The organism is Pelomonas sp. CA6, assembly GCF_022549225.1.
In the GTDB taxonomy this organism is placed as follows: Bacteria; Pseudomonadota; Gammaproteobacteria; order Burkholderiales; family Burkholderiaceae_C; genus Roseateles.
Map to the genome: position 1 here is coordinate 1 of NZ_JAKZFD010000018.1, position 18790 is coordinate 18790.

Sequence of the window (18790 nt, forward strand, 5' to 3'; positions counted from 1 at the left end):
AGGGTGACCATAGATTTCTCATGGGTGGGCCCGGCGGGCCCGGGTCGGACTCAGCGGCCCGCCTTCATCCGCGCGACGATGTCCTCGACGCGGCCCAGCAGCGCCGGCACGTCCAGCGCGCAGAGTTCGCGCTGCTTGAGCCGCTGGCGGCCGCCGACCCAGACATCGGACACATGCTCGCGGCCGGCCACGTAGACCAGCTGCGCGTCGGCGTGGTAGACGGGACGGCATTCCAGCGCATCCAGCGACACGGCCACGACGTCGGCCAGCTTGCCGGCCTCCAGCGTGCCCAGTTCGTCGCCGCGGCCCATGGCCTTGGCGGCGCGCACGGTGGCCATCTCCAGCGCGGTGCGCGCCGAGACGCTCAGCGGGTCGCCGCTGATGCCCTTGGCCAGCAGCGCCGCGGCGCGGATCTCGGCGAACATGTCCTGGCGGTTGTTGGACGCCGCGCCGTCGGTGCCCAGGATGGTGTTCACGCCCCCCGCCTCCAGCGCCTTCACCGGCGCCACGCCCGAGGCCAGCTTGAGGTTGGAGCTGGGGTTGTGCACCAGGTGCACCCCCTGCTTGGCGATGAGCGCGATCTCCTCGTCGTTCAGATGCACCATGTGCACGGCGATCAGGCGCTCGTCCAGCAGGCCCAGCTTGTGCAGGCGCGCCAGCGGCCGCTCGCCGTATTGCTTCAGGCTGCCGGCGATCTCGTCCTGCGTCTCATGGATGTGGCAGTGGACCTGCATCTCGTACTTGTGTGCCAGCTCGCGCAACTTCACGAAGGTCTCGTCCGACACCGTGTAGGGCGCGTGCGGCGCGCTGGTCCAGTCCAGCAGCTTCTCGCCGCGGAACTGCTCGTAGGCGGCCACGCCCTTGGCGATGTAGTCGTCCGGCCCGGAGGCATAGCCAGTGGGGAAGTCAATCACGTTGATGGACACGCCGGCACGGATGCCCGAGTCGACGGCGGCGCGCGCCATCGCGGTCGGGAAGAAGTACATGTCGTTCAGGTAGGTCACGCCGCCGCGCAGCGCCTCGGCCGCGGACAGCAGCGAGCCCTGGTAGACCCAGTCCTCGCTGACCCACTGGCGCTCCAGCGGCCAGATGTGGTTGTTCAGCCAGTCCATCAGCGCGAGGTCGTCGGCCACGCCGCGCAGCAGCGACATCGCCGAATGCGTGTGGGCGTTGATCAGGCCGGGGATCAGCACATGCTGGGGCAGCTCCACCCGCTCGGCCTGCGCGTAACGGGCCAGCGCCTCGTCGCGCGGCAGCACGGCGGCGATGCGCTCGCCCTCCATCACCAGCGCATGCTGCTCCAGCACCGGACAGCCCGGCGTCATCGGGATCAGCCAACGCGGCAGAAGAACGGTCAAGGGTTGCGACATCATGGGGCTCCTTAGAAAACTTGGTCGAACAGGTCCAGCACCTGCGCGGACTGCACGGCGACGCAGACCTGCTGGGCCGGGGCCTCGCTCCAGGGATTGGGCTGGCGCGACTCGGCGCGCCAGTCCTGCACGGTCTGACCGGTGGCGATGCCGTCCAGCACCACGCGCAGCGCGCCGCGGCGGCGCTCGAACAGCTCCGGCCTGAGCAGGCAGACCGCCGCGCTGGCGTCGTGAGCATAGATGCCGCCGATGCCGTCGCGCCCGTGATAGAAGTCCTGATAGTGGCGGCTGGCCTCCCACAGCAGATCGCCGACGCCGTCGCCACGGCCGCGCAGCGCGGCCAGCCGGGCCTCGGTCATCACGACCTCCTGGGTCACGTCCAGCCCGACGACGGTGAGCGGCCAGGCGGCGGTGAACACCGCGTCGGCGGCCTCGGGGTCGCAGGCGATGTTGGCCTCGGCCACCGGGCTCACGTTGCCGCTGTGGCCGCGCAGGCCGAAGGCACCGCCCATCACGACCACCTCGCGTAGCTTGGCGGCGATGGAGGGATCGTGGCGCAGGGCCAGCGCCAGGTTGGTCAGCGGGCCGACCGCGACCAGGCACAGTTCGCCCGCATGGGCATGCGCCAGCTCGCAGATCAGCTCATGCGCGGGCCGCGCGTGCAGCGGCGCGCGCGGCGCCGGCAGGCGCGCCGCCATGCCGCCCAGGCCGTCGTCGCCGTGCACATGAGCGGCCGCGTCGCGGCGGCGCTTGGCCAGCAGCGGCCCCTCGGCGCCGCGCGCCACCGGGGCGTCGTGGCCCATCAACGCCATCAGGCCCTGGGCATTGCGGCTGGTGAGGTCCACCGGCGCGTTGCCGAAGACCGTGGTCACGGCCAGCAGCTCGATCTCGGGATGGCGCGCCAGCAGCGCCAGCGCGAAGGCGTCGTCGATGCCGGGATCGGTGTCGAAGACCACCTTGAGCCGTTGGCGCGCAGCGCCCGGTGCCGGGGCCGGCGAAGGCCTGGCGGACGGCGCGGCGGTCGCGAAATGCGCGGCCAGCTCGGCACGGCGCGGCATGGCCTGCTGCACGCCGGGTCGGCTCACCGCCAGCGCGGCGGCCGCCTGGCCCAGCTGCACGGCGGCCTGGGCCGACAGCCCCTCGGCCAGGCCGACGATCAGCCCGCCCACCAGCGTGTCGCCGGCACCCACGGTGTCGACGGCGCGCACCGCATGCCCGGCCAGCAGCTCGCCCTGCGGCGCGTCGGCCGTGCCCAGCAGCGCGCCCTGCGCGCCCAGCGTCACCAGCACCTGGCGCGGCCCCAGCGCGAGCAGCCGGGGCAGCGCGGCGCGCGCCAGCGCCTGCGGTTCGCCGCCCGAGGGCAGCCCGGCGAGCTGCGCCGCCTCGGTTTCATTGACCACCAGCCAGTCGGTCAGCGCCAGCAGATCGGCCGGCAGGGCCTGCGCCGGCGCCGCGTTCAGCACCGTGGTCGCGCCGGCCTCCCGCGCGATCGAGAAGGCCTGGGCGATCGCCGGCAGCGGCACCTCCAGCTGCGCCGCGACCACCTGGGCCTGGCGCAACGTCGCCGCGCCGGCCCGCACATCGTCGGCCGTCAGCGCGGCGTTGCTGCCGGGCACGACGACGATGGTGTTCTCGCCATCGGACTGGGCCACGGTGATCAGCGCGACGCCGGGCCAGGCCGCGGCGTCCTGCACCAGCGCCCCCAGGTCCACGCCCTCCGCCTTGAGCGCCTCCAGCAGGTCGCGACCCTGCTGGCGCAGGCCCAGCCGCCCGACCAGCGCCACCTGGGCGCCCAGCCGCGCCGCGGCCACGGCCTGGTTGGCGCCCTTGCCGCCGGGCGTGCCGGCGTAGTGGGCACCGAGAAGCGTCTCGCCGGCCGCGGGCAGGCGCGGCGCCTGGGCGACCAGGTCCATGTTGATGCTGCCGACGACCGCGATGCGGGCGCCCGGGGATGGGACTGAAGAATTCATGCGGAAGCGCGCGGCACGGGCGCGGTGGTTTCGCGCAGCACCAAGCGGGGCTGCATGCGCAGGTCCCGCAACGGGGCCTGGGGTTGTTCGATGCGGCTGATCAGGGCCCGGCCGGCCTCGCGGCCCAGTTCCTTGATCGACACGCCCACGGTGGTCAGCGCCGGGTAGACATAGGCGCCCAGCTCGATCGCGTCGAAGCCGACGATGGAGAGCTGCTCCGGCACCGCCAGCTTGAGTTCGGCCGCGGCGCGCAAGGCGCCCATGGCCATCAAGTCGTTGCTGACGAAGAGCGCGCTGAGCTCGGGCCGGCGCTGCAGCAGGCCCTTGGCGGCCTCGTAGCCGCCCGCGCTGCTGAAGTCGCTCTCCACCAGCCAGGCCTCGGGCGCGTTGATGCCCTGCCCGGCCAGCGCGCGGCGCCATCCGGCCACGCGCTCGCGCGCCACCTCGAACTCGCCGGGGCCGCTGACGCAGCCGATGCGGACATGGCCCAGGCTCAGCAGATGTCGAACGGCCTCGTAGGCGCCCGCCTCGTTGTCCACCGCGACACGGTCGGCGCGCGCGCCCGGCACCAGGCGGTCCACCGTCACCGCGGGCACGCTGGCATGGCGGAACAGCCCGGCCAGCGCCTCGGAGTCGCCGGCGGAGCTCAGCAGCAGGCCGTCGATGCGCTTCTCCAGCAGCGTGCGCATGTACTGCTGCTGGTGCTTGGGGTTGTTGTCAGAGTTGCAGAGAAAGACCGAATAGCCGGCCTGGCGGCAGCACTCCTCGACGCCGCAGACCAGCTCGGCGAAGAAGGGGTTCTCCACATTGGGCACCAGCACGCCGACGATGCGCGTTTCGCTCTTGCGCAGCGAGCGCGCGACCGCGCTGGGCAGATAGCCGATCTCGTCCACCGCCGCGAGCACCCGCGCGCGCGCCTCGGCGCTCACCGGGCGGGTGTTGTTCAGCACATGGGAGACGGTGGTGAAGGAAACACCGGCCAGCGCGGCCACATCCTTGATCGTGCTCATCGGGCGTCAGGGCCGGGGCGACCGGCGCGGGCAGGGTGAATCAGCCAAATCAGCAAACGTTTGCTGATCGGCGAGCATAGCGCAAGATCAAGAAAAAACCCCGTGCCAAAGGCACGGGGTCGTGGGGAGGCGCCGGCCCGGCGGAAGCGGGCCTGGCCGTCGATCAGCGCTGACCGATGGGCTTGACGTCGCGCGCGGTGGCGCCGACGAAGAGCTGGCGCGGACGGCCGATCTTGTACTCGGGATCCGAGATCATTTCGTTCAGCTGGGCGATCCAGCCCACCGTGCGGGCGAGCGCGAAGATCGCGGTGAACAGCGGCACCGGGATGCCGATGGCGCGCTGCACGATGCCGGAGTAAAAGTCCACGTTCGGGTAGAGCTTGCGGGCGACGAAGTATTCGTCTTCCAGCGCAATCTTCTCCAGCTCCATGGCCAGCTTGAACAGCGGGTCGTTCTGCAGGCCCAGCTCGCCCAGCACCTCGTGGCAGGTCTCGCGCATCAGCTTGGCGCGCGGGTCGTAGTTCTTGTAGACCCGGTGACCGAAGCCCATCAGCTTGACGTTGGAGTTCTTGTCCTTGACCTGCTTGATGAAGTCGCCGATGCGCGCCACGCCACCCTGCTTCTGGATGTCGTAGAGCATGTTCAGGCAGGCCTCGTTGGCACCGCCGTGCGCCGGGCCCCACAGGCAGGCCACGCCGGCGGCGATGGCGGCGAAGGGGTTGGTGCCCGACGAGCCGCACAGGCGCACCGTGGAGGTGGACGCGTTCTGCTCGTGGTCGGCGTGCAGCGTGAAGATACGGTCCATCGCGCGCACCAGCACGTCGTTGGGCTTGTACTCCTCGCAGGGCGTGGCGAACATCATGCGCATGAAGTTGCCGGCGTACGAGAGGTCGTTCTTCGGGTACACGTAGGGCTGGCCCACGGTGTACTTGTAGGCCATCGCGACCAGCGTGGGCATCTTGGCGATCAGGCGGATCGCCGCGATCTCGCGGTGCTCGGGGTTGTTGATGTCGGTGCTGTCGTGATAGAAGGCCGACATCGCGCCCACCAGGCCGGTCATCACGGCCATCGGGTGCGCGTCGCGGCGGAAGCCGCGCAGGAAGAACTGCATCTGCTCGTTGACCATGGTGTGGTTGGTCACGCGCGAGACGAATTCGGCCTTCTGCGATTCGTTGGGCAGCTCGCCGTTCAGCAGCAGGTAGCAGACTTCCAGGTAGTCGCACTGCACCGCCAGCTGCTCGATGGGATAGCCGCGGTACAGCAGCTCGCCCTTGTCGCCGTCGATGTAGGTAATGGTGGAGTTGCAGGACGCGGTCGACAGGAAGCCCGGGTCATAGGTGAACTTGCCCGTCTGCGCGTACAGCTTGCGGATGTCGATCACATCCGGGCCGATGCTGCCCTTGTACAGGGGCAGGTCCATGCTGGGGCTGCCGTCCGAGAACGACAGGGTGGCTTTCACGTCAGAGGGTGTCATGGGCATTCCTTCAATGACTTCTGGGGATTCTTAGTGGGGCGTCCTGAGCAGGCCCAGGACCTCGAGGACGTCCGGGCGAGCGAGCTCGCCCTCGGGCTCCTTGCGCGCAAGCAGCAGGTCCAGCAGATCGTTGTCCGCCAGGTCCATCAGCTGACGCAGGCCCTCGGCCTGGAAGAAGGTCAGACGGTCTTCGTACTTGCCGAAGAAGCGCTCGATGAAGAGGTCGTTCTCCAGCAGGCCGCGGCGGCAGCGCCACTTCAGCTTGGACAGAGAACGCTCGTCGATGCGTGCATGTACGTCGGCGGTCATGACCTCTCCTTGGCCGGTTTCAGACGGCGCGACGCACCATCAGTTCCTTGATCTTGCCGATCGCCTTCGTGGGGTTCAAGCCCTTGGGGCAGACGTCCACGCAGTTCATGATGGTGTGGCAACGGAACAGACGGTACGGGTCTTCCAGGTTGTCCAGGCGCTCGGAGGTCGCCTGGTCGCGGCTGTCCGCGATGAAGCGGTAGGCCTGCAGCAGACCGGCGGGACCGACGAACTTGTCGGGGTTCCACCAGAAGCTGGGGCAGCTGGTCGAGCAGCTGGCGCACAGGATGCACTCGTACAGGCCGTCCAGTTCCTCGCGCTCCACCGGCGACTGCAGGCGCTCCTTCTCGGGCGGCGGCGTGTCGTTGACCAGGTAGGGCTTGATCGAGTGGTACTGCTTGAAGAACTGCGTCATGTCCACGATCAGGTCGCGCACGACGGGCAGGCCCGGCAGCGGCTTCAAGACCACGGTCTGCGGCAGCGAGCGCATGTTGGTCAGGCAGGCCAGGCCGTTCTTGCCGTTGATGTTCATCGCGTCCGAACCGCAGACGCCTTCGCGGCAGGAGCGGCGGAAGCTCAGCGTGGGATCCACGGCCTTGAGCTTGACCAGCGCGTCCAGCAGCATGCGTTCATTGCCCTCGAGTTCGATCTCGATGGTCTGCATGTAGGGCTTGGCGTCCTTGTCCGGGTCGTAGCGGTAGATCTGGAAGGTACGTTTCTGACTCATGACTGCAATCCTTTAGAAGGTACGCACCTTGGGCGGCACGGACTCGACGGTCAGCGGCTTGAGGTTGACCGGCTTGTACTCCAGGCGGTTGCCTTCCGAGTACCACAGGGTGTGCTTCATCCAGTTCTCGTCGTCGCGGTTCGGGAAGTCGTTGTGCGCGTGGGCGCCACGGCTTTCCGGACGGGCGGCGGCGGAGACCATCGTGGCCTTCGCGGCCTCGATCAGGTTCTCGACCTCCAGCGCCTCGACGCGGGCGGTGTTGAACACCTTGGACTTGTCCTTCAGGCCGATGCTCTTCACGCGCTCGGCCACTTCCAGGATCTTCTGGACGCCCTCTTCCATGCTCGCCTGGGTGCGGAACACGCCGGCGTGCTTCTGCATCGTGGCGCGGATGTCGTTGGCGACGTCCTGGGCGTACTCGCCGCTGGCGTTGCTCTCCAGACGGGCCAGGCGCGCCAGGGTGCGGTCGGCCGCGTCCTTGGGCAGGGGCTTGTGCTCGCGGTTCTTCAGGTTGAACTCGACGATGTGGTTGCCCGCCGCGCGGCCGAAGACCACCAGGTCCAGCAGCGAGTTCGTGCCCAGGCGGTTCGCGCCATGCACGCTGACGCAGGAGCACTCGCCCACCGCGTACAGGCCGTTGACGATTTCGTTGGGCTTGCCATTCGCCGGCACGACCACCTGGCCATGCACATTGGTCGGGATGCCGCCCATCTGGTAATGGATGGTCGGCACGACCGGGATGGGTTCCTTGGTGATGTCGACGTTGGCGAAGTTGTGGCCGATCTCGAACACCGAGGGCAGGCGCTTCATGATGGTCTCGGCGCCCAGGTGGGTCATGTCCAGCAGGACATAGTCCTTGTTGGGACCGCAGCCGCGACCTTCCTTGATCTCCTGGTCCATGGAGCGCGAGACGAAGTCGCGCGGCGCCAGGTCCTTCAGCGTCGGCGCGTAGCGCTCCATGAAGCGCTCGCCATTGGCGTTGCGCAGGATCGCGCCTTCGCCGCGGCAGCCTTCGGTCAGCAGCACGCCCGCGCCGGCCACGCCGGTGGGGTGGAACTGCCAGAACTCCATGTCCTCCAGCGGGATGCCGGCGCGCGCCGCCATGCCCAGGCCGTCACCGGTGTTGATGAAGGCATTGGTCGACGCGGCGTAGATGCGCCCGGCGCCGCCGGTGGCCATCAGCACGGTCTTGGCCTGCAGGATGTGGACCTCGCCGGTCTCCATTTCCAGCGCGGTCACGCCGACCACGTCGCCATCGGCGTCGCGAATCAGGTCCAGCGCCATCCACTCGACGAAGAACTGCGTGTTGGCCTTGACGTTCTGCTGGTACAGCGTGTGCAACAGCGCGTGGCCGGTGCGGTCGGCCGCGGCGCAGGCGCGCTGCACGGGCTTCTCGCCGTAGTTGGCGGTGTGGCCGCCGAAGGGGCGCTGGTAGATCGAGCCGTCCGGATTGCGGTCGAAGGGCATGCCGAAGTGCTCAAGCTCGTACACGACCTTGGGGGCTTCGCGGCACATGAACTCGATCGCGTCCTGGTCGCCGAGCCAGTCGGAGCCCTTGACGGTGTCGAAGAAGTGATAGTGCCAGTTGTCCTCGGACATGTTGCCCAGCGAGGCTCCGATGCCGCCCTGCGCGGCGACGGTGTGCGAGCGCGTCGGGAAGACCTTGGACAGCACGGCCACGTTCAGGCCGGCGCGGGAGAGCTGCAGCGAGGCGCGCATGCCGGAGCCACCGGCCCCGATGATCACGACATCAAACCTGCGCTTGGGGAGCGACGTTCCAACTTGCATTTCAAAGCCTCCAGAGCACTTGGATCGCCCAACCCGTGCAACCCAGCAACCAAACCAGCGTGAACACGTGCAGCGCCAGGCGCAGGCCCACCGGTTTGACGTAATCCATCCAGATATCCCGCACGCCGACCCAGGCGTGATACGCCAGCGACAGCACCAGCGCGAAGGTCAGGAACTTCATCCACTGCTTGGCGAAGATGCCCGCCCACAGCTCATAGCCCAGGGGCTCGGCGGTCAGCAGCACCTGTGCCAGCAGCACGATGGTGAACAGGGCCATCAGCACGGCCGTGGCGCGCTGCGCCATCCAGTCGCGCAGGCCGTAGTGCGCACCGACGACGATGCGCTTGGAACCGAAAGTACTCATTGTTTGTGTGCCTCTTCTTGAGTGCGAGCCGCCGCGGGCTCAGTACAGGCCGAACAGCTTGGCACCCAGGGCCAGCGTCAGCAGCACGCTCAGGGCCAGCGTGGCCACGGCGCTGCTGTGCCCCTGGGCCTTGCTGACGCTGTGGGTGGCGTCCATCCACAGATGGCGCACGCCGGCGATGAAGTGGTGCAGATAGCCCCAGATCAGGCCCAGCGTCACCAGCTTCACGAACCAGCCGGGCACGAAGCCGATGCCGGCCACGAAGGCGGAACGGAAGGCGTCGAACGAGATTTCCGAGCTGACGCTGGTGTCGAACATCCAGATCACGAAGGGCAGCAGCAGGAACATCAGCAGCCCGCTGATGCGGTGCAGGATGGACACGATGCCCGCCGCCGGCAGGCGATAGGTGGGCAAGTCAGAGAAGAAGTTGACGTTGCGGTAGACCGGTCGCGGCCTTGCCGAGTCTTTGGTGATGTCCGTCATGTCCGACCTTGTAATCAGTGTGAAACCCAGGGATTTTATTGCAACGCAACACCACGAAAGGGGGAGTTGCGCGTCAGTGCCGGCATTGCGCGCCGGGTCAATTCAGTTCGTTGCGGTAGAAATGGTGCGATGTGTTGTAGAGGCCGCGGCGCAGCTCCACCGGCTTGTCGCCATAGGTGAAGGAAAGCCGCTCCACGCTCAGCAGCGGCGTGCCCACGGGCAGCTTCAGCAGCGCGGCCGTCTCTTCGTCGGCCGCCACGGCGCGGATCTTTTCCTGCGCGCGGATCATGTGCACGCCGAATTCGGTTTCGAACAGGCCGTAGAACGGGCCGCGGTGCTCGCGCAGCCTCTCGGTCGTCAGCCCCTTGAACAGCGCGCCGGGCAGCCAGATGTCGTCCAGCACCACCGGCGTGCCTTCGCTGTGCAGGAAACGGCGCACCTCCAGCATCGCGTCGCCGGTGCGCATCTGCAGTTCGCGCGCGATCCAGGCCGGCGCGCGCTGACGGCGGCAATCCAGCAGCTGACGCCCCAGGCCGGCATCCTGGCCCGGGTCCGGCGTGAGGCGCAGGAAGCGGTACTGCTGGCGCTGCTCGGCATGCGTGGCCACGAAGGTGCCTTTGCCCTGGCGGCGCACCAGCAGGTTCTCGGCCGCCATCTCGTCGACCGCCTTGCGCACGGTGCCCTGGCTGACGCCAAAGCGCGCAGCCAGTTCCATCTCGCTGGGGATGGCCTCGCCGGCTCGCCATTCGCCCGCTTGCAGCCCCGCGATGATCAAACCCTTGATCTGGCGGTACAGCGGACTGAAGGCCGGAGCGGTTTCCGCCCCCTGCCCGGCCGTCGTCGCCGCGGGCCGGCCGGCTTCGGGCGCGAGCTTGGGAACGGGGACGGACTGCGACGGCATGATGGCCGCGATTGCATCACAGTCGCCGGGGCGTCGTCCATGGAAAGACCCGTTGATCTTGTATAAGACACAAGACTGTCAGATTTGCGCAAACATGCCGGTTTAATTTCGGCGCGATGCCCCTACGCCCGCAGCAGCCGGGGACATCGCGCTGGCGGCTGGCCTACACTTGCCGCACCGGCGCGGCCGTCGCAGACGGCCTTCGCGCGCAATCCGCACACCTTATTGCGCCAGTTTTTGCACCACTCTTTTCGGAGATCCCAATGAGCAAGAAACCCGTTCGCGTCGCCGTCACCGGCGCCGCCGGCCAGATCGGCTACGCGCTGCTGTTCCGCATCGCTTCCGGTGAAATGCTGGGCAAGGACCAGCCCGTGATCCTGCAGCTGCTGGAGATCCCCGACGAGAAGGCCCAGAACGCGCTGAAGGGCGTGATCATGGAACTGGAAGACTGCGCGTTCCCGCTGCTGGCCGGCATCGAGGCGCACAGCGACCCGATGACCGCGTTCAAGGACACCGACTACGCGCTGCTGGTCGGCGCCCGTCCGCGCGGCCCCGGCATGGAGCGTTCGGACCTGCTGGCCGCCAACGCGCAGATCTTCACCGTGCAGGGCAAGGCGCTGAACGCCGTCGCCTCGCGCAACGTCAAGGTGCTGGTGGTCGGCAACCCCGCCAACACCAACGCCTACATCGCGATGAAGTCGGCGCCGGACCTGCCGGCCAAGAACTTCACCGCCATGCTGCGCCTGGACCACAACCGCGCCGCATCGCAGATCGCCGCGAAGACCGGCAAGGCCGTCGCCGACATCGAGAAGCTGGCCGTGTGGGGCAACCACTCGCCGACGATGTACGCCGACTACCGCTTCGCCACCATCGGCGGCGCGTCGGTCAAGTCCATGATCAACGACGAGGCCTGGAACCGCGAAGTCTTCCTGCCCACCGTGGGCAAGCGCGGCGCCGCCATCATTGCTGCCCGCGGACTGTCCTCGGCCGCCTCGGCCGCCAATGCCGCGATCGACCACATGCGCGATTGGGCCCTGGGCACCAACGGCAAGTGGGTCACGATGGGCATCCCGTCCAACGGCGAATACGGCATTCCCAAGGAAGTCATGTTCGGCTACCCGGTGACCTGCGCCAACGGCGAATACAAGATCGTCGAGGGCCTGGAGATCGACGCTTTCTCGCAGGAGTGCATCAACAAGACGCTGAACGAACTGCTGGAAGAGCAGAACGGCGTCAAGCACCTGCTCTAAGTCGGCCGCTTCGGCGACACTCGAGGGGTCGGCTCTGCCGGCCCCTTTTCATTGGCGGCCTGGCACCGCCACGCTTTGCACCGTCGTTCCGCGCACCGCCATGACCACACCTCTGCACCCCAAGCTGGCCCTGTTCGAAGACGGCGAGGCCGCCGCCCCGCTGCCCGTCGTGGACCATTACTGCGGCGTCGAGGCGCGCATGCGCAAGAGCCTGGAACTGCAGGCCGAGATGGGCCCGCTGTTCGACATCACACTGGATTGCGAGGACGGCGCCCCGGTGGGCGGCGAGGCCGAGCACATGCTGCTGGTGCTGAGCCTGCTCAACAGCGAGCTGAACCGCCACGGCCGCGTCGGCGTGCGTGTCCACCCGGTGGGCCACCCGTCCTTCGAAGCCGACGTGGACGCACTGCTGGCCCAAGGCGGCGAGCGCGTCGCCTACCTGATGCTGCCCAAGCCCGAAAGTCTGGCCGACGTCGAACGAGCAACGGCCTTCATCGACCGCTCGCTGCGCCAGCACGGCGTGAAGAAGCCGCTGCCCATCCACGCGCTGATCGAAACCCACGGCGGGCTGCGCGACGTGCAGGCCATCGCCGCCCATCCGCGCATCGAATCGCTGTCGTTCGGGCTGATGGACTTCGTCTCGGCCCACCGGGGCGCGATCCCGCGCTCGGCGCTCACCGCCGAAGGCCAGTTCCACCACCCGCTGGTGGTGCGCGCCAAGCTCGAAATCGCCGCCGCGGCCCACACCCATGGCAAGACGCCTTCGCACTGCGTGGTGACTGAATTCAAGAGCCAGCGCGCCATCCAGGCCGCCGCCGAGCGCGCCGCCCGCGAGTTCGGCTACACGCGCATGTGGAGCATCCACCCGCAGCAGATCCAGCCCATCATCGATGCCTTCGCGCCCAGCGTCGCGGAGATCGACGAGGCGATCGACATCATCCAGGCGGCGCAGGCCGCGCACTGGGCCCCCATTCAGTTCCGCGACGTGCTGCACGACCGCGCCAGCTACCGCTACTTCTGGCAGGTGCTGGAGCGCGCGCACCGCACCGGTCAGGAACTGCCCGAAGAGGTCACGCTGGCCTACTTTGGCGCGGACTGAGGCCGTCATCACCACAAACCCCCATCCGTCCGGCACCGAACCGGAGCACAATCGCGCATCGCGCCAAACCATCCCGCTCATGAGCCCACATTCTTTCCGCCTGATCGGCCCGCTCGCCCTGGGCCTGTTCGTCGCCGGCTCGGCTCTCGCCGCCGCTCCCGCCACGCCGGCCGCCAAGGCTGCCGCGACGCCGCGCAATGCGCTGGTCAAGAAGGTCAAGCCCACGCCGCCGCCGCCGCCGGTGGAGGAAGACCTGCCGCTGAGCGAGGCCCAGCTGGCCGTCGCGCCGCAGGTCAGCCATGGCGATGTGCACTGCGAGTTCAACCAGAAGGTCCAGATCACGCCCGACGCCGACAAGCCTGGCCGCTTCAAGCTGCAGTTCGGCAAGCAGGTCTTCCACATGGCCCCCGAGCCCACCACCACCGGCGCGGTGCGCCTGGAGGACAAGAAAGCCGGCGTCGTGTGGCTGCAGATTCCGTCCAAGTCCATGCTGATGAACACCAAGGTCGGCCAGCGCATGGTGGACAGCTGCATGCACGAGGATCAGAAGGCCTTCCAGGCCGCCAATGCCGCGCCGCCCGCCGGCGAAGGCCTGGGCATCACCAGCCTGCAGCAGCCCGCGCAGCAGAAGCAGTAAGCCCCGCGGCGGGCCGGCGTTCGCCCGGCCCGCCTTTGCGCCGGCGGGAGCCCCCCCCCTCGCGCTCTTTCCGCCTCTTCAGGCCGCGCCGACGTGCTCCGGCGCCCCACCCTTTCTCGCCCAAAGATCTGCTTGCCGGCAATACCGGGGTGCGACGCTGGGATACCTTCGTCCGCAGGCCAAGTACGTATAATCAATACATACTTTTGACGCCATACCGGCGATCGAGACCGAGGAGCCCGCATGGAAGCCACCGTGGCCGAACGAGGCCAGATCACGCTGCCCAAGGCCGTGCGCGATGCACTGGGGCTGACCAAGGGCACCATCCTCAAGGTCGAGCTGGACGGCGCGCGCATCATCCTGCGCAAGAACGTCGACGACGCCATCTCACGTGCGCGCGGCAAGTTCAAGCTCGACGGCTTCGAGTCCACCGACGACGCGCTGCGTCAGGTACGCGGCCGCGCCCCCGGCGACCCGATGGAGGCCTGACGCCTTGATCGCGATCGATTCCTCCGTGCTGATCGACCTGCTCTCGGGCAACGAGCGGGCCGACATGGCCGAGGCCGCGCTGCGCGAGGCGCTCAGCCGCGGGCCGGTCGTGGTCTGCGATGTGGTCGTCGCCGAAGTCTGCGCCGCGCTGCAGGGCGGCGACCAGGTCATGCAGGTGCTCGAAGAAATGGGCATCCTCTACAGCGCCGTCGAGCAGAAGGCCGCCATCCGCGCCGGCGAGATGCAGCGCCGTTTCCGCAGCCGCGCCGCGCCGCAGGGCCGCGCGCGCAGCCTCCCCGACTTCGTCGTCGGTGCCCACGCGCTGCTGCAGTGCAGCGGCCTGATCACCGCCGACGAAGCCTTCTACCGTGACTATTTCAAGGGGCTCAAGCTCATCCGGCCGTCCGCGGCCTGACGCCCGCCCCGCCCCACCCGCCAACCAGGAGTCGCCATGTTGCAAGCCTATCGCCAACACGCCGCCGAGCGCGCCGCCCTCGGCATCCCGCCGCTGCCGCTGGATGCCAAGCAGGTCGCCGAGCTGATCGAGCTGATCAAGAACCCGCCCGCCGGTGAAGAAGCCTTCCTGCTGGACCTACTGACCCACCGCGTGCCGCCGGGCGTGGACGACGCGGCCAAGGTCAAGGCCAGCTTCCTGGCGGCCGTGGCCCATGGCGACCTGGGCGTGGGCCTGATCTCCAAGGCCAAGGCCACCGAACTGCTGGGCACCATGGTGGGCGGCTACAACGTCAAGCCGCTGATCGACCTGCTGGACGACGCCGAAGTGGCCGGCGTGGCCGCCGAGGGCCTGAAGAAGACCCTGCTGATGTTCGACGCCTTCCATGACGTCGCCGAGAAAGCCACGGCCGGCAACGCCCGCGCCAAGGAAGTGATCCAGAGCTGGGCCGACGCCGAGTGGTTCACCAGCCGCCCCGAGGTCGAGAAGAAGATCACCGTCACCGTCTTCAAGGTGCCCGGCGAGACCAACACCGACGATCTCTCCCCCGCCCCCGACGCCTGGAGCCGCCCGGACATCCCGCTGCACTACCTGGCGATGCTGAAGAACACCCGCCCCGACGCGGCCTTCAAGCCCGAGGAAGACGGCAAGCGCGGCCCCATCCAGTTCATCGAGGACCTGAAGAAGAAGGGCCATCTGGTGGCCTACGTCGGCGATGTGGTGGGCACCGGCTCCAGCCGCAAGTCCGCGACCAACAGCGTCATCTGGGCCACCGGCCAGGACATCCCCTTCGTGCCGAACAAGCGTTTCGGCGGCGTGACGCTGGGCGGCAAGATCGCCCCCATCTTCTTCAACACGCAGGAAGACTCCGGTTCGCTGCCCATCGAGGTGGACGTGAATACGCTGGAGATGGGCGACGTGATCGACGTGCTGCCCTATGACGGCAAGATCCTGAAGAACGGCGCGACGGTGGCCGAGTTCTCGCTGAAGAGCGAGGTGCTGCTGGACGAGGTGCGCGCCGGCGGCCGCATCAACCTGATCATCGGTCGCTCGCTGACCGGCAAGGCACGCGAATTCCTGGGCCTGCCCGCGTCCACCCTCTTCCGCCTGCCCAAGGCCCCGGTGGACACCGGCAAGGGCTTCACGCTGGCGCAGAAGATGGTCGGCCGCGCCTGCGGCCTGCCCGAAGGTCAGGGCATCCGCCCGGGCACCTATTGCGAGCCCAAGATGACCACGGTCGGTTCGCAGGACACCACTGGCCCGATGACGCGCGACGAGCTGAAGGACCTGGCCTGCCTGGGCTTCTCGGCCGACCTGGTGATGCAGTCCTTCTGCCACACCGCCGCCTACCCCAAGGCGGTGGACGTGAAGATGCACCGCGAGCTGCCGCAGTTCATCTCCAGCCGTGGCGGCGTCGCGCTGCGCCCGGGCGACGGCGTGATCCACAGCTGGCTGAACCGCCTGCTGCTGCCCGACACCGTGGGCACCGGCGGCGACTCGCACACCCGCTTCCCGATCGGCATCAGCTTCCCGGCCGGCTCCGGCCTGGTCGCCTTCGGCGCCGCCACCGGCGTGATGCCGCTGGACATGCCCGAATCGGTGCTGGTGCGCTTCAAGGGCCAGATGCAGCCCGGCGTCACGCTGCGTGACCTGGTGCATGCCATCCCGCTGTACGCGATCAAGGCGGGGCTGCTGACTGTCGAGAAGAAGGGCAAGAAGAACATCTTCTCCGGCCGCATCCTGGAGATCGAGGGCCTGCCCGACCTGAAGGTGGAACAGGCCTTCGAGCTGTCCGACGCGTCGGCCGAGCGCTCTGCCGCCGGCTGCACGATCAAGCTGAACCCGGCGCCGATCAAGGAGTACCTGACCTCCAACATCGTGCTGATGAAGAACATGATCGCCGACGGCTACCAGGACAAGCGCACGCTGGAGCGCCGCATCAAGGCCGTCGAGGCCTGGCTGGCCAAGCCCGACCTGCTGGAAGCCGACAAGGACGCCGAGTACGCCGCCGTGATCGAGATCGATCTGGCCGACATCAAGGAGCCCATCGTCTGCTGCCCGAACGACCCGGACGATGCCAAGACCATGTCCGAAGTCTCCGGCACCGCGATCGACGAGGCCTTCATCGGCTCCTGCATGACCAACATCGGTCACTTCCGCGCGGCGGCCAAGCTGCTGGGCGGCGCGCGCGACATCCCGGTCAAGCTGTGGGTGGCGCCGCCGACCAAGATGGACCAGAACGAGCTCATCAAGGAAGGCCACTACGCCACCTTCGGCACCGCCGGCGCGCGCACCGAGATGCCGGGCTGCTCGCTGTGCATGGGCAACCAGGCCCAGGTGCGCGAGGGCGCCACCGTGATGTCCACCTCCACGCGCAACTTCCCCAACCGCCTGGGCAAGAACACCCATGTGTTCCTGGGCTCGGCGGAACTGGCCGCAGTGTGCTCCAAGCTGGGCCGCATCCCGACCCTGGCCGAGTACCACGAGGCCATGGGCATCATCAACAAGGACGCCGCCAGCGTGTACCGCTACATGAACTTCGACCAGATCGAGGAATACGCGGACACCGCGAAGACCGTGACGGTCTGAACCCGGGCCGACTCCCGGCCTCGCACAACCCCGCCCGCGCAAGCCGGCGGGGTTTTTTCCGCCCGCGTGGGATCACTCCAGCGGCGCCGTCAGACTGAGCCCCAGGCGCAGCTCGCGGCGCCGGTTCAGCGCCCGGTCCTGTCCGTCGGACAGGTGGTGCCAGCTCAGTTCCGGCGCCACCCGCCAGCTCAGCCCGGCGGCACGCCAGGTCCAGTGGCGGCTCACACTGAGCCCGCGCAATCGGCCATGCGGCGGCGGGCCGACGCGCGGATCGTAGGCGCCCAGGCTGATGCCGATGCGCCCGGCATGCAGGCGCAGCCGCAGCCCCATTTCGGCATCCATCCAGCCCAGCGTCGTGACGCGGCTGCCGCCGCCCTGCGCGCTGCCGATCCAGCGCGCGCCCTGGGTGTAGTTCTGCAGGTAGACGCCGTTGGTGTAGCCCGGGAACTGCGGCTTGTCGTCCCAGGGCAGGCTGTAGGCATTGGTGTTGCTGTATTCAACGAAGAGACGGTGCCGTCCCTGGCCCAGCGTGGTCTCCAGCCCCCACTGGCTCATGAACTTGTAGGGCAGCGGCAGCACCCGGCCCGCCGAGTCCTCGCCCATCCACTGCGTGTAGAAGGCGCAGGAGCCCCAATGCGACGGACAGGCGAGGCGCAGGTCGAAGCCGGCGATCTGGTTGCTGCTGTCGTGGAAGCCGTCGCCCGCATCCTTGTTGGTCTGGCGCCCCAGCAAGGCCTTCACCAAATTGCTCAGCCCGCCGGGCCGGCCGCGGCCGGCGGTCTGCAAACCGCGGCTCAGGCCCAGCTCGACGCCACGCGCCGGCCGCAGGCTCAATCGCATGCCCGCAAACAGATAGCCCACCGGCTGCGCGGCCACGACCTCGGGGTCCTGCGCCTTCGCGACCACCACATCCAGATTCCACGGCCCCATCCACGCCAGCAGCGGATGTTCCGAGCGCTGCGCCGTGGCGCGCTGCAGCCCCACGCCCTGCCAGGCCGGGCTGTTGGAGCCGGCGATCAGGCTGCTCTGCCAGCCCGGCCCCCACCAGTGGCGCGTCGACAGCAGCTGCAGATTCCAGCCGCCCAGGTTCCACGCCAGGGCCGAGTCCTCGGCGCGCAGCATGCGGCCGGACGCCACGCCCCAGCCCGCCCCCGAGGGCGAGTTCAGCGAGCTGGTGGCTTCGTCCACGCGCAGTCCCAGTCGCCCGGCCCAACTGCCGAATGCGCCCTCGCCGCGCCATTCCGGCGAACGCCAGCTGGCGCTGGAGCCCGGCGTGTAGTCCTCATCAAAGCCGGTGAGGCCTTCGCCGCGCTCGCGCACGCTCAGGCGCAGCCGCGATGCCGTACCCGCCAGCTCCCGCTTCAGCTCGGCACTCACGGGAGCCAGCCAGGCCAGCTCGGTGCCCTCGAGCTCGGGCAGGCGATCCAGCGCCTGCTGTACCGCGGCGCGCGGCAGCGGCCAGTGATTGCCTGGCAATTCCAGCCCGGCATGGTCGACCAGCAGCTGGATGCGATGGCGTGCTGGCCAATCCGGCATATAGGGCACGCTGGCCGGCTCGGCCCCAACCACCCAGGGCAACACCCCCAGGGCCAGGCCCGCGCACACGGACAAACCGGCCCGGCTGCGGCGTCTTCCAGCCGCAGGGCCTCTCTTCAGATCCCGAATCAAATCACCCTCCCTGTCGCCCCGCTATCGCGCGGGGCCTGCTCGCGCCGCCCGGCGGTCGCGATCCTCATGGGGCTGCGCTCGCAGCCGGCTTTCATCGAGCCGGCACGAATGACGCGCCTCCTTGTTTGCGCCCAAGATAGCAGCCGGTCGGCCTTGGCCGACGTCCATGCCAGCGTGGCGCCGAAGGCCGGTGCGAACTGCAGCCGAC

Annotated in this window: 17 protein-coding genes; 6 read left to right on the forward strand and 11 right to left on the reverse strand. The window is 68.5% G+C overall.

The window, feature by feature from the left end:
* Window positions 1-50: 50 nt before the first annotated feature.
* From LZ017_RS21140 to LZ017_RS21190, 10 genes are all read right to left on the reverse strand, one after another.
* Complete coding sequence (locus LZ017_RS21140) at window positions 51-1370, reverse strand: TRZ/ATZ family hydrolase (protein ID WP_241398914.1); 1320 nt, start codon at window positions 1368-1370, stop codon at window positions 51-53.
* 11 nt (window positions 1371-1381) lie between these two features.
* Window positions 1382-3340, reverse strand: coding sequence for a PfkB family carbohydrate kinase (locus LZ017_RS22315; protein ID WP_308194096.1), 1959 nt, complete (start codon window positions 3338-3340; stop codon window positions 1382-1384).
* On the reverse strand, window positions 3337-4350 hold the full coding sequence (locus LZ017_RS21155; RefSeq protein WP_241398915.1) for a LacI family DNA-binding transcriptional regulator: 1014 nt from the start codon (window positions 4348-4350) through the stop codon (window positions 3337-3339). Before LZ017_RS21155 ends, LZ017_RS22315 begins: the two co-directional genes overlap by 4 nt.
* 163 nt (window positions 4351-4513) lie before the next feature.
* On the reverse strand, window positions 4514-5824 hold the full coding sequence (gltA, locus tag LZ017_RS21160; protein WP_241398916.1) for a citrate synthase: 1311 nt from the start codon (window positions 5822-5824) through the stop codon (window positions 4514-4516).
* A gap of 30 nt (window positions 5825-5854) precedes the next feature.
* Window positions 5855-6133, reverse strand: coding sequence for a succinate dehydrogenase assembly factor 2 (locus LZ017_RS21165; protein ID WP_241398917.1), 279 nt, complete (start codon window positions 6131-6133; stop codon window positions 5855-5857).
* 19 nt (window positions 6134-6152) lie between these two features.
* Window positions 6153-6860 carry a succinate dehydrogenase iron-sulfur subunit gene (locus LZ017_RS21170; protein WP_241398918.1) on the reverse strand — a complete coding sequence of 236 codons (708 nt, stop codon included), beginning with the start codon at window positions 6858-6860 and terminating at the stop codon, window positions 6153-6155.
* Between the two features lie 12 nt (window positions 6861-6872).
* Window positions 6873-8648 carry a succinate dehydrogenase flavoprotein subunit gene (sdhA, locus tag LZ017_RS21175; RefSeq protein WP_241398919.1) on the reverse strand — a complete coding sequence of 592 codons (1776 nt, stop codon included), beginning with the start codon at window positions 8646-8648 and terminating at the stop codon, window positions 6873-6875.
* A 1-nt stretch (window position 8649) separates the two neighbouring features.
* Window positions 8650-9012, reverse strand: a complete 363-nt coding sequence (sdhD, locus tag LZ017_RS21180; protein ID WP_241398920.1) for a succinate dehydrogenase, hydrophobic membrane anchor protein — start codon at window positions 9010-9012, stop codon at window positions 8650-8652.
* Window positions 9013-9051: 39 nt separating this feature from the next.
* Window positions 9052-9495: a succinate dehydrogenase, cytochrome b556 subunit gene (gene sdhC, locus LZ017_RS21185; protein WP_241398921.1), complete on the reverse strand. Its 444-nt coding sequence runs from the start codon at window positions 9493-9495 to the stop codon at window positions 9052-9054.
* 97 nt (window positions 9496-9592) lie between these two features.
* Window positions 9593-10396, reverse strand: coding sequence for a GntR family transcriptional regulator (locus LZ017_RS21190; protein WP_241398922.1), 804 nt, complete (start codon window positions 10394-10396; stop codon window positions 9593-9595).
* Between the two features lie 263 nt (window positions 10397-10659).
* On the opposite strand from LZ017_RS21190, the gene LZ017_RS21195 reads away from it, so the two are divergent.
* The 6 genes from LZ017_RS21195 (at window position 10660) to acnB (ending at window position 16914) form a co-directional block, all read left to right on the forward strand.
* Window positions 10660-11646, forward strand: coding sequence for a malate dehydrogenase (locus LZ017_RS21195; RefSeq protein WP_241398923.1), 987 nt, complete (start codon window positions 10660-10662; stop codon window positions 11644-11646).
* 100 nt (window positions 11647-11746) lie between these two features.
* On the forward strand, window positions 11747-12745 hold the full coding sequence (locus LZ017_RS21200; RefSeq protein WP_241398924.1) for a CoA ester lyase: 999 nt from the start codon (window positions 11747-11749) through the stop codon (window positions 12743-12745).
* A 79-nt stretch (window positions 12746-12824) separates the two neighbouring features.
* Window positions 12825-13382, forward strand: a complete 558-nt coding sequence (locus tag LZ017_RS21205; RefSeq protein ID WP_241398925.1) for a hypothetical protein — start codon at window positions 12825-12827, stop codon at window positions 13380-13382.
* A 243-nt stretch (window positions 13383-13625) separates the two neighbouring features.
* Complete coding sequence (locus LZ017_RS21210; protein ID WP_241398926.1) at window positions 13626-13871, forward strand: AbrB/MazE/SpoVT family DNA-binding domain-containing protein; 246 nt, start codon at window positions 13626-13628, stop codon at window positions 13869-13871.
* A gap of 4 nt (window positions 13872-13875) precedes the next feature.
* Window positions 13876-14286, forward strand: a complete 411-nt coding sequence (locus tag LZ017_RS21215) for a type II toxin-antitoxin system VapC family toxin (protein ID WP_241398927.1) — start codon at window positions 13876-13878, stop codon at window positions 14284-14286.
* Between the two features lie 36 nt (window positions 14287-14322).
* Entirely contained in the window at window positions 14323-16914 is a 2592-nt protein-coding gene (gene acnB / locus LZ017_RS21220) for a bifunctional aconitate hydratase 2/2-methylisocitrate dehydratase (RefSeq protein WP_241398928.1), read from the forward strand.
* Between the two features lie 72 nt (window positions 16915-16986).
* On the opposite strand, the gene LZ017_RS21225 is transcribed toward acnB, so the two are convergent.
* The gene (locus LZ017_RS21225) at window positions 16987-18519 is read right to left on the reverse strand and encodes a capsule assembly Wzi family protein (RefSeq protein ID WP_241398958.1); all 1533 of its coding nucleotides are present in this window, start codon (window positions 18517-18519) and stop codon (window positions 16987-16989) included.
* Between the last annotated feature and the right edge of the window lie 271 nt (window positions 18520-18790).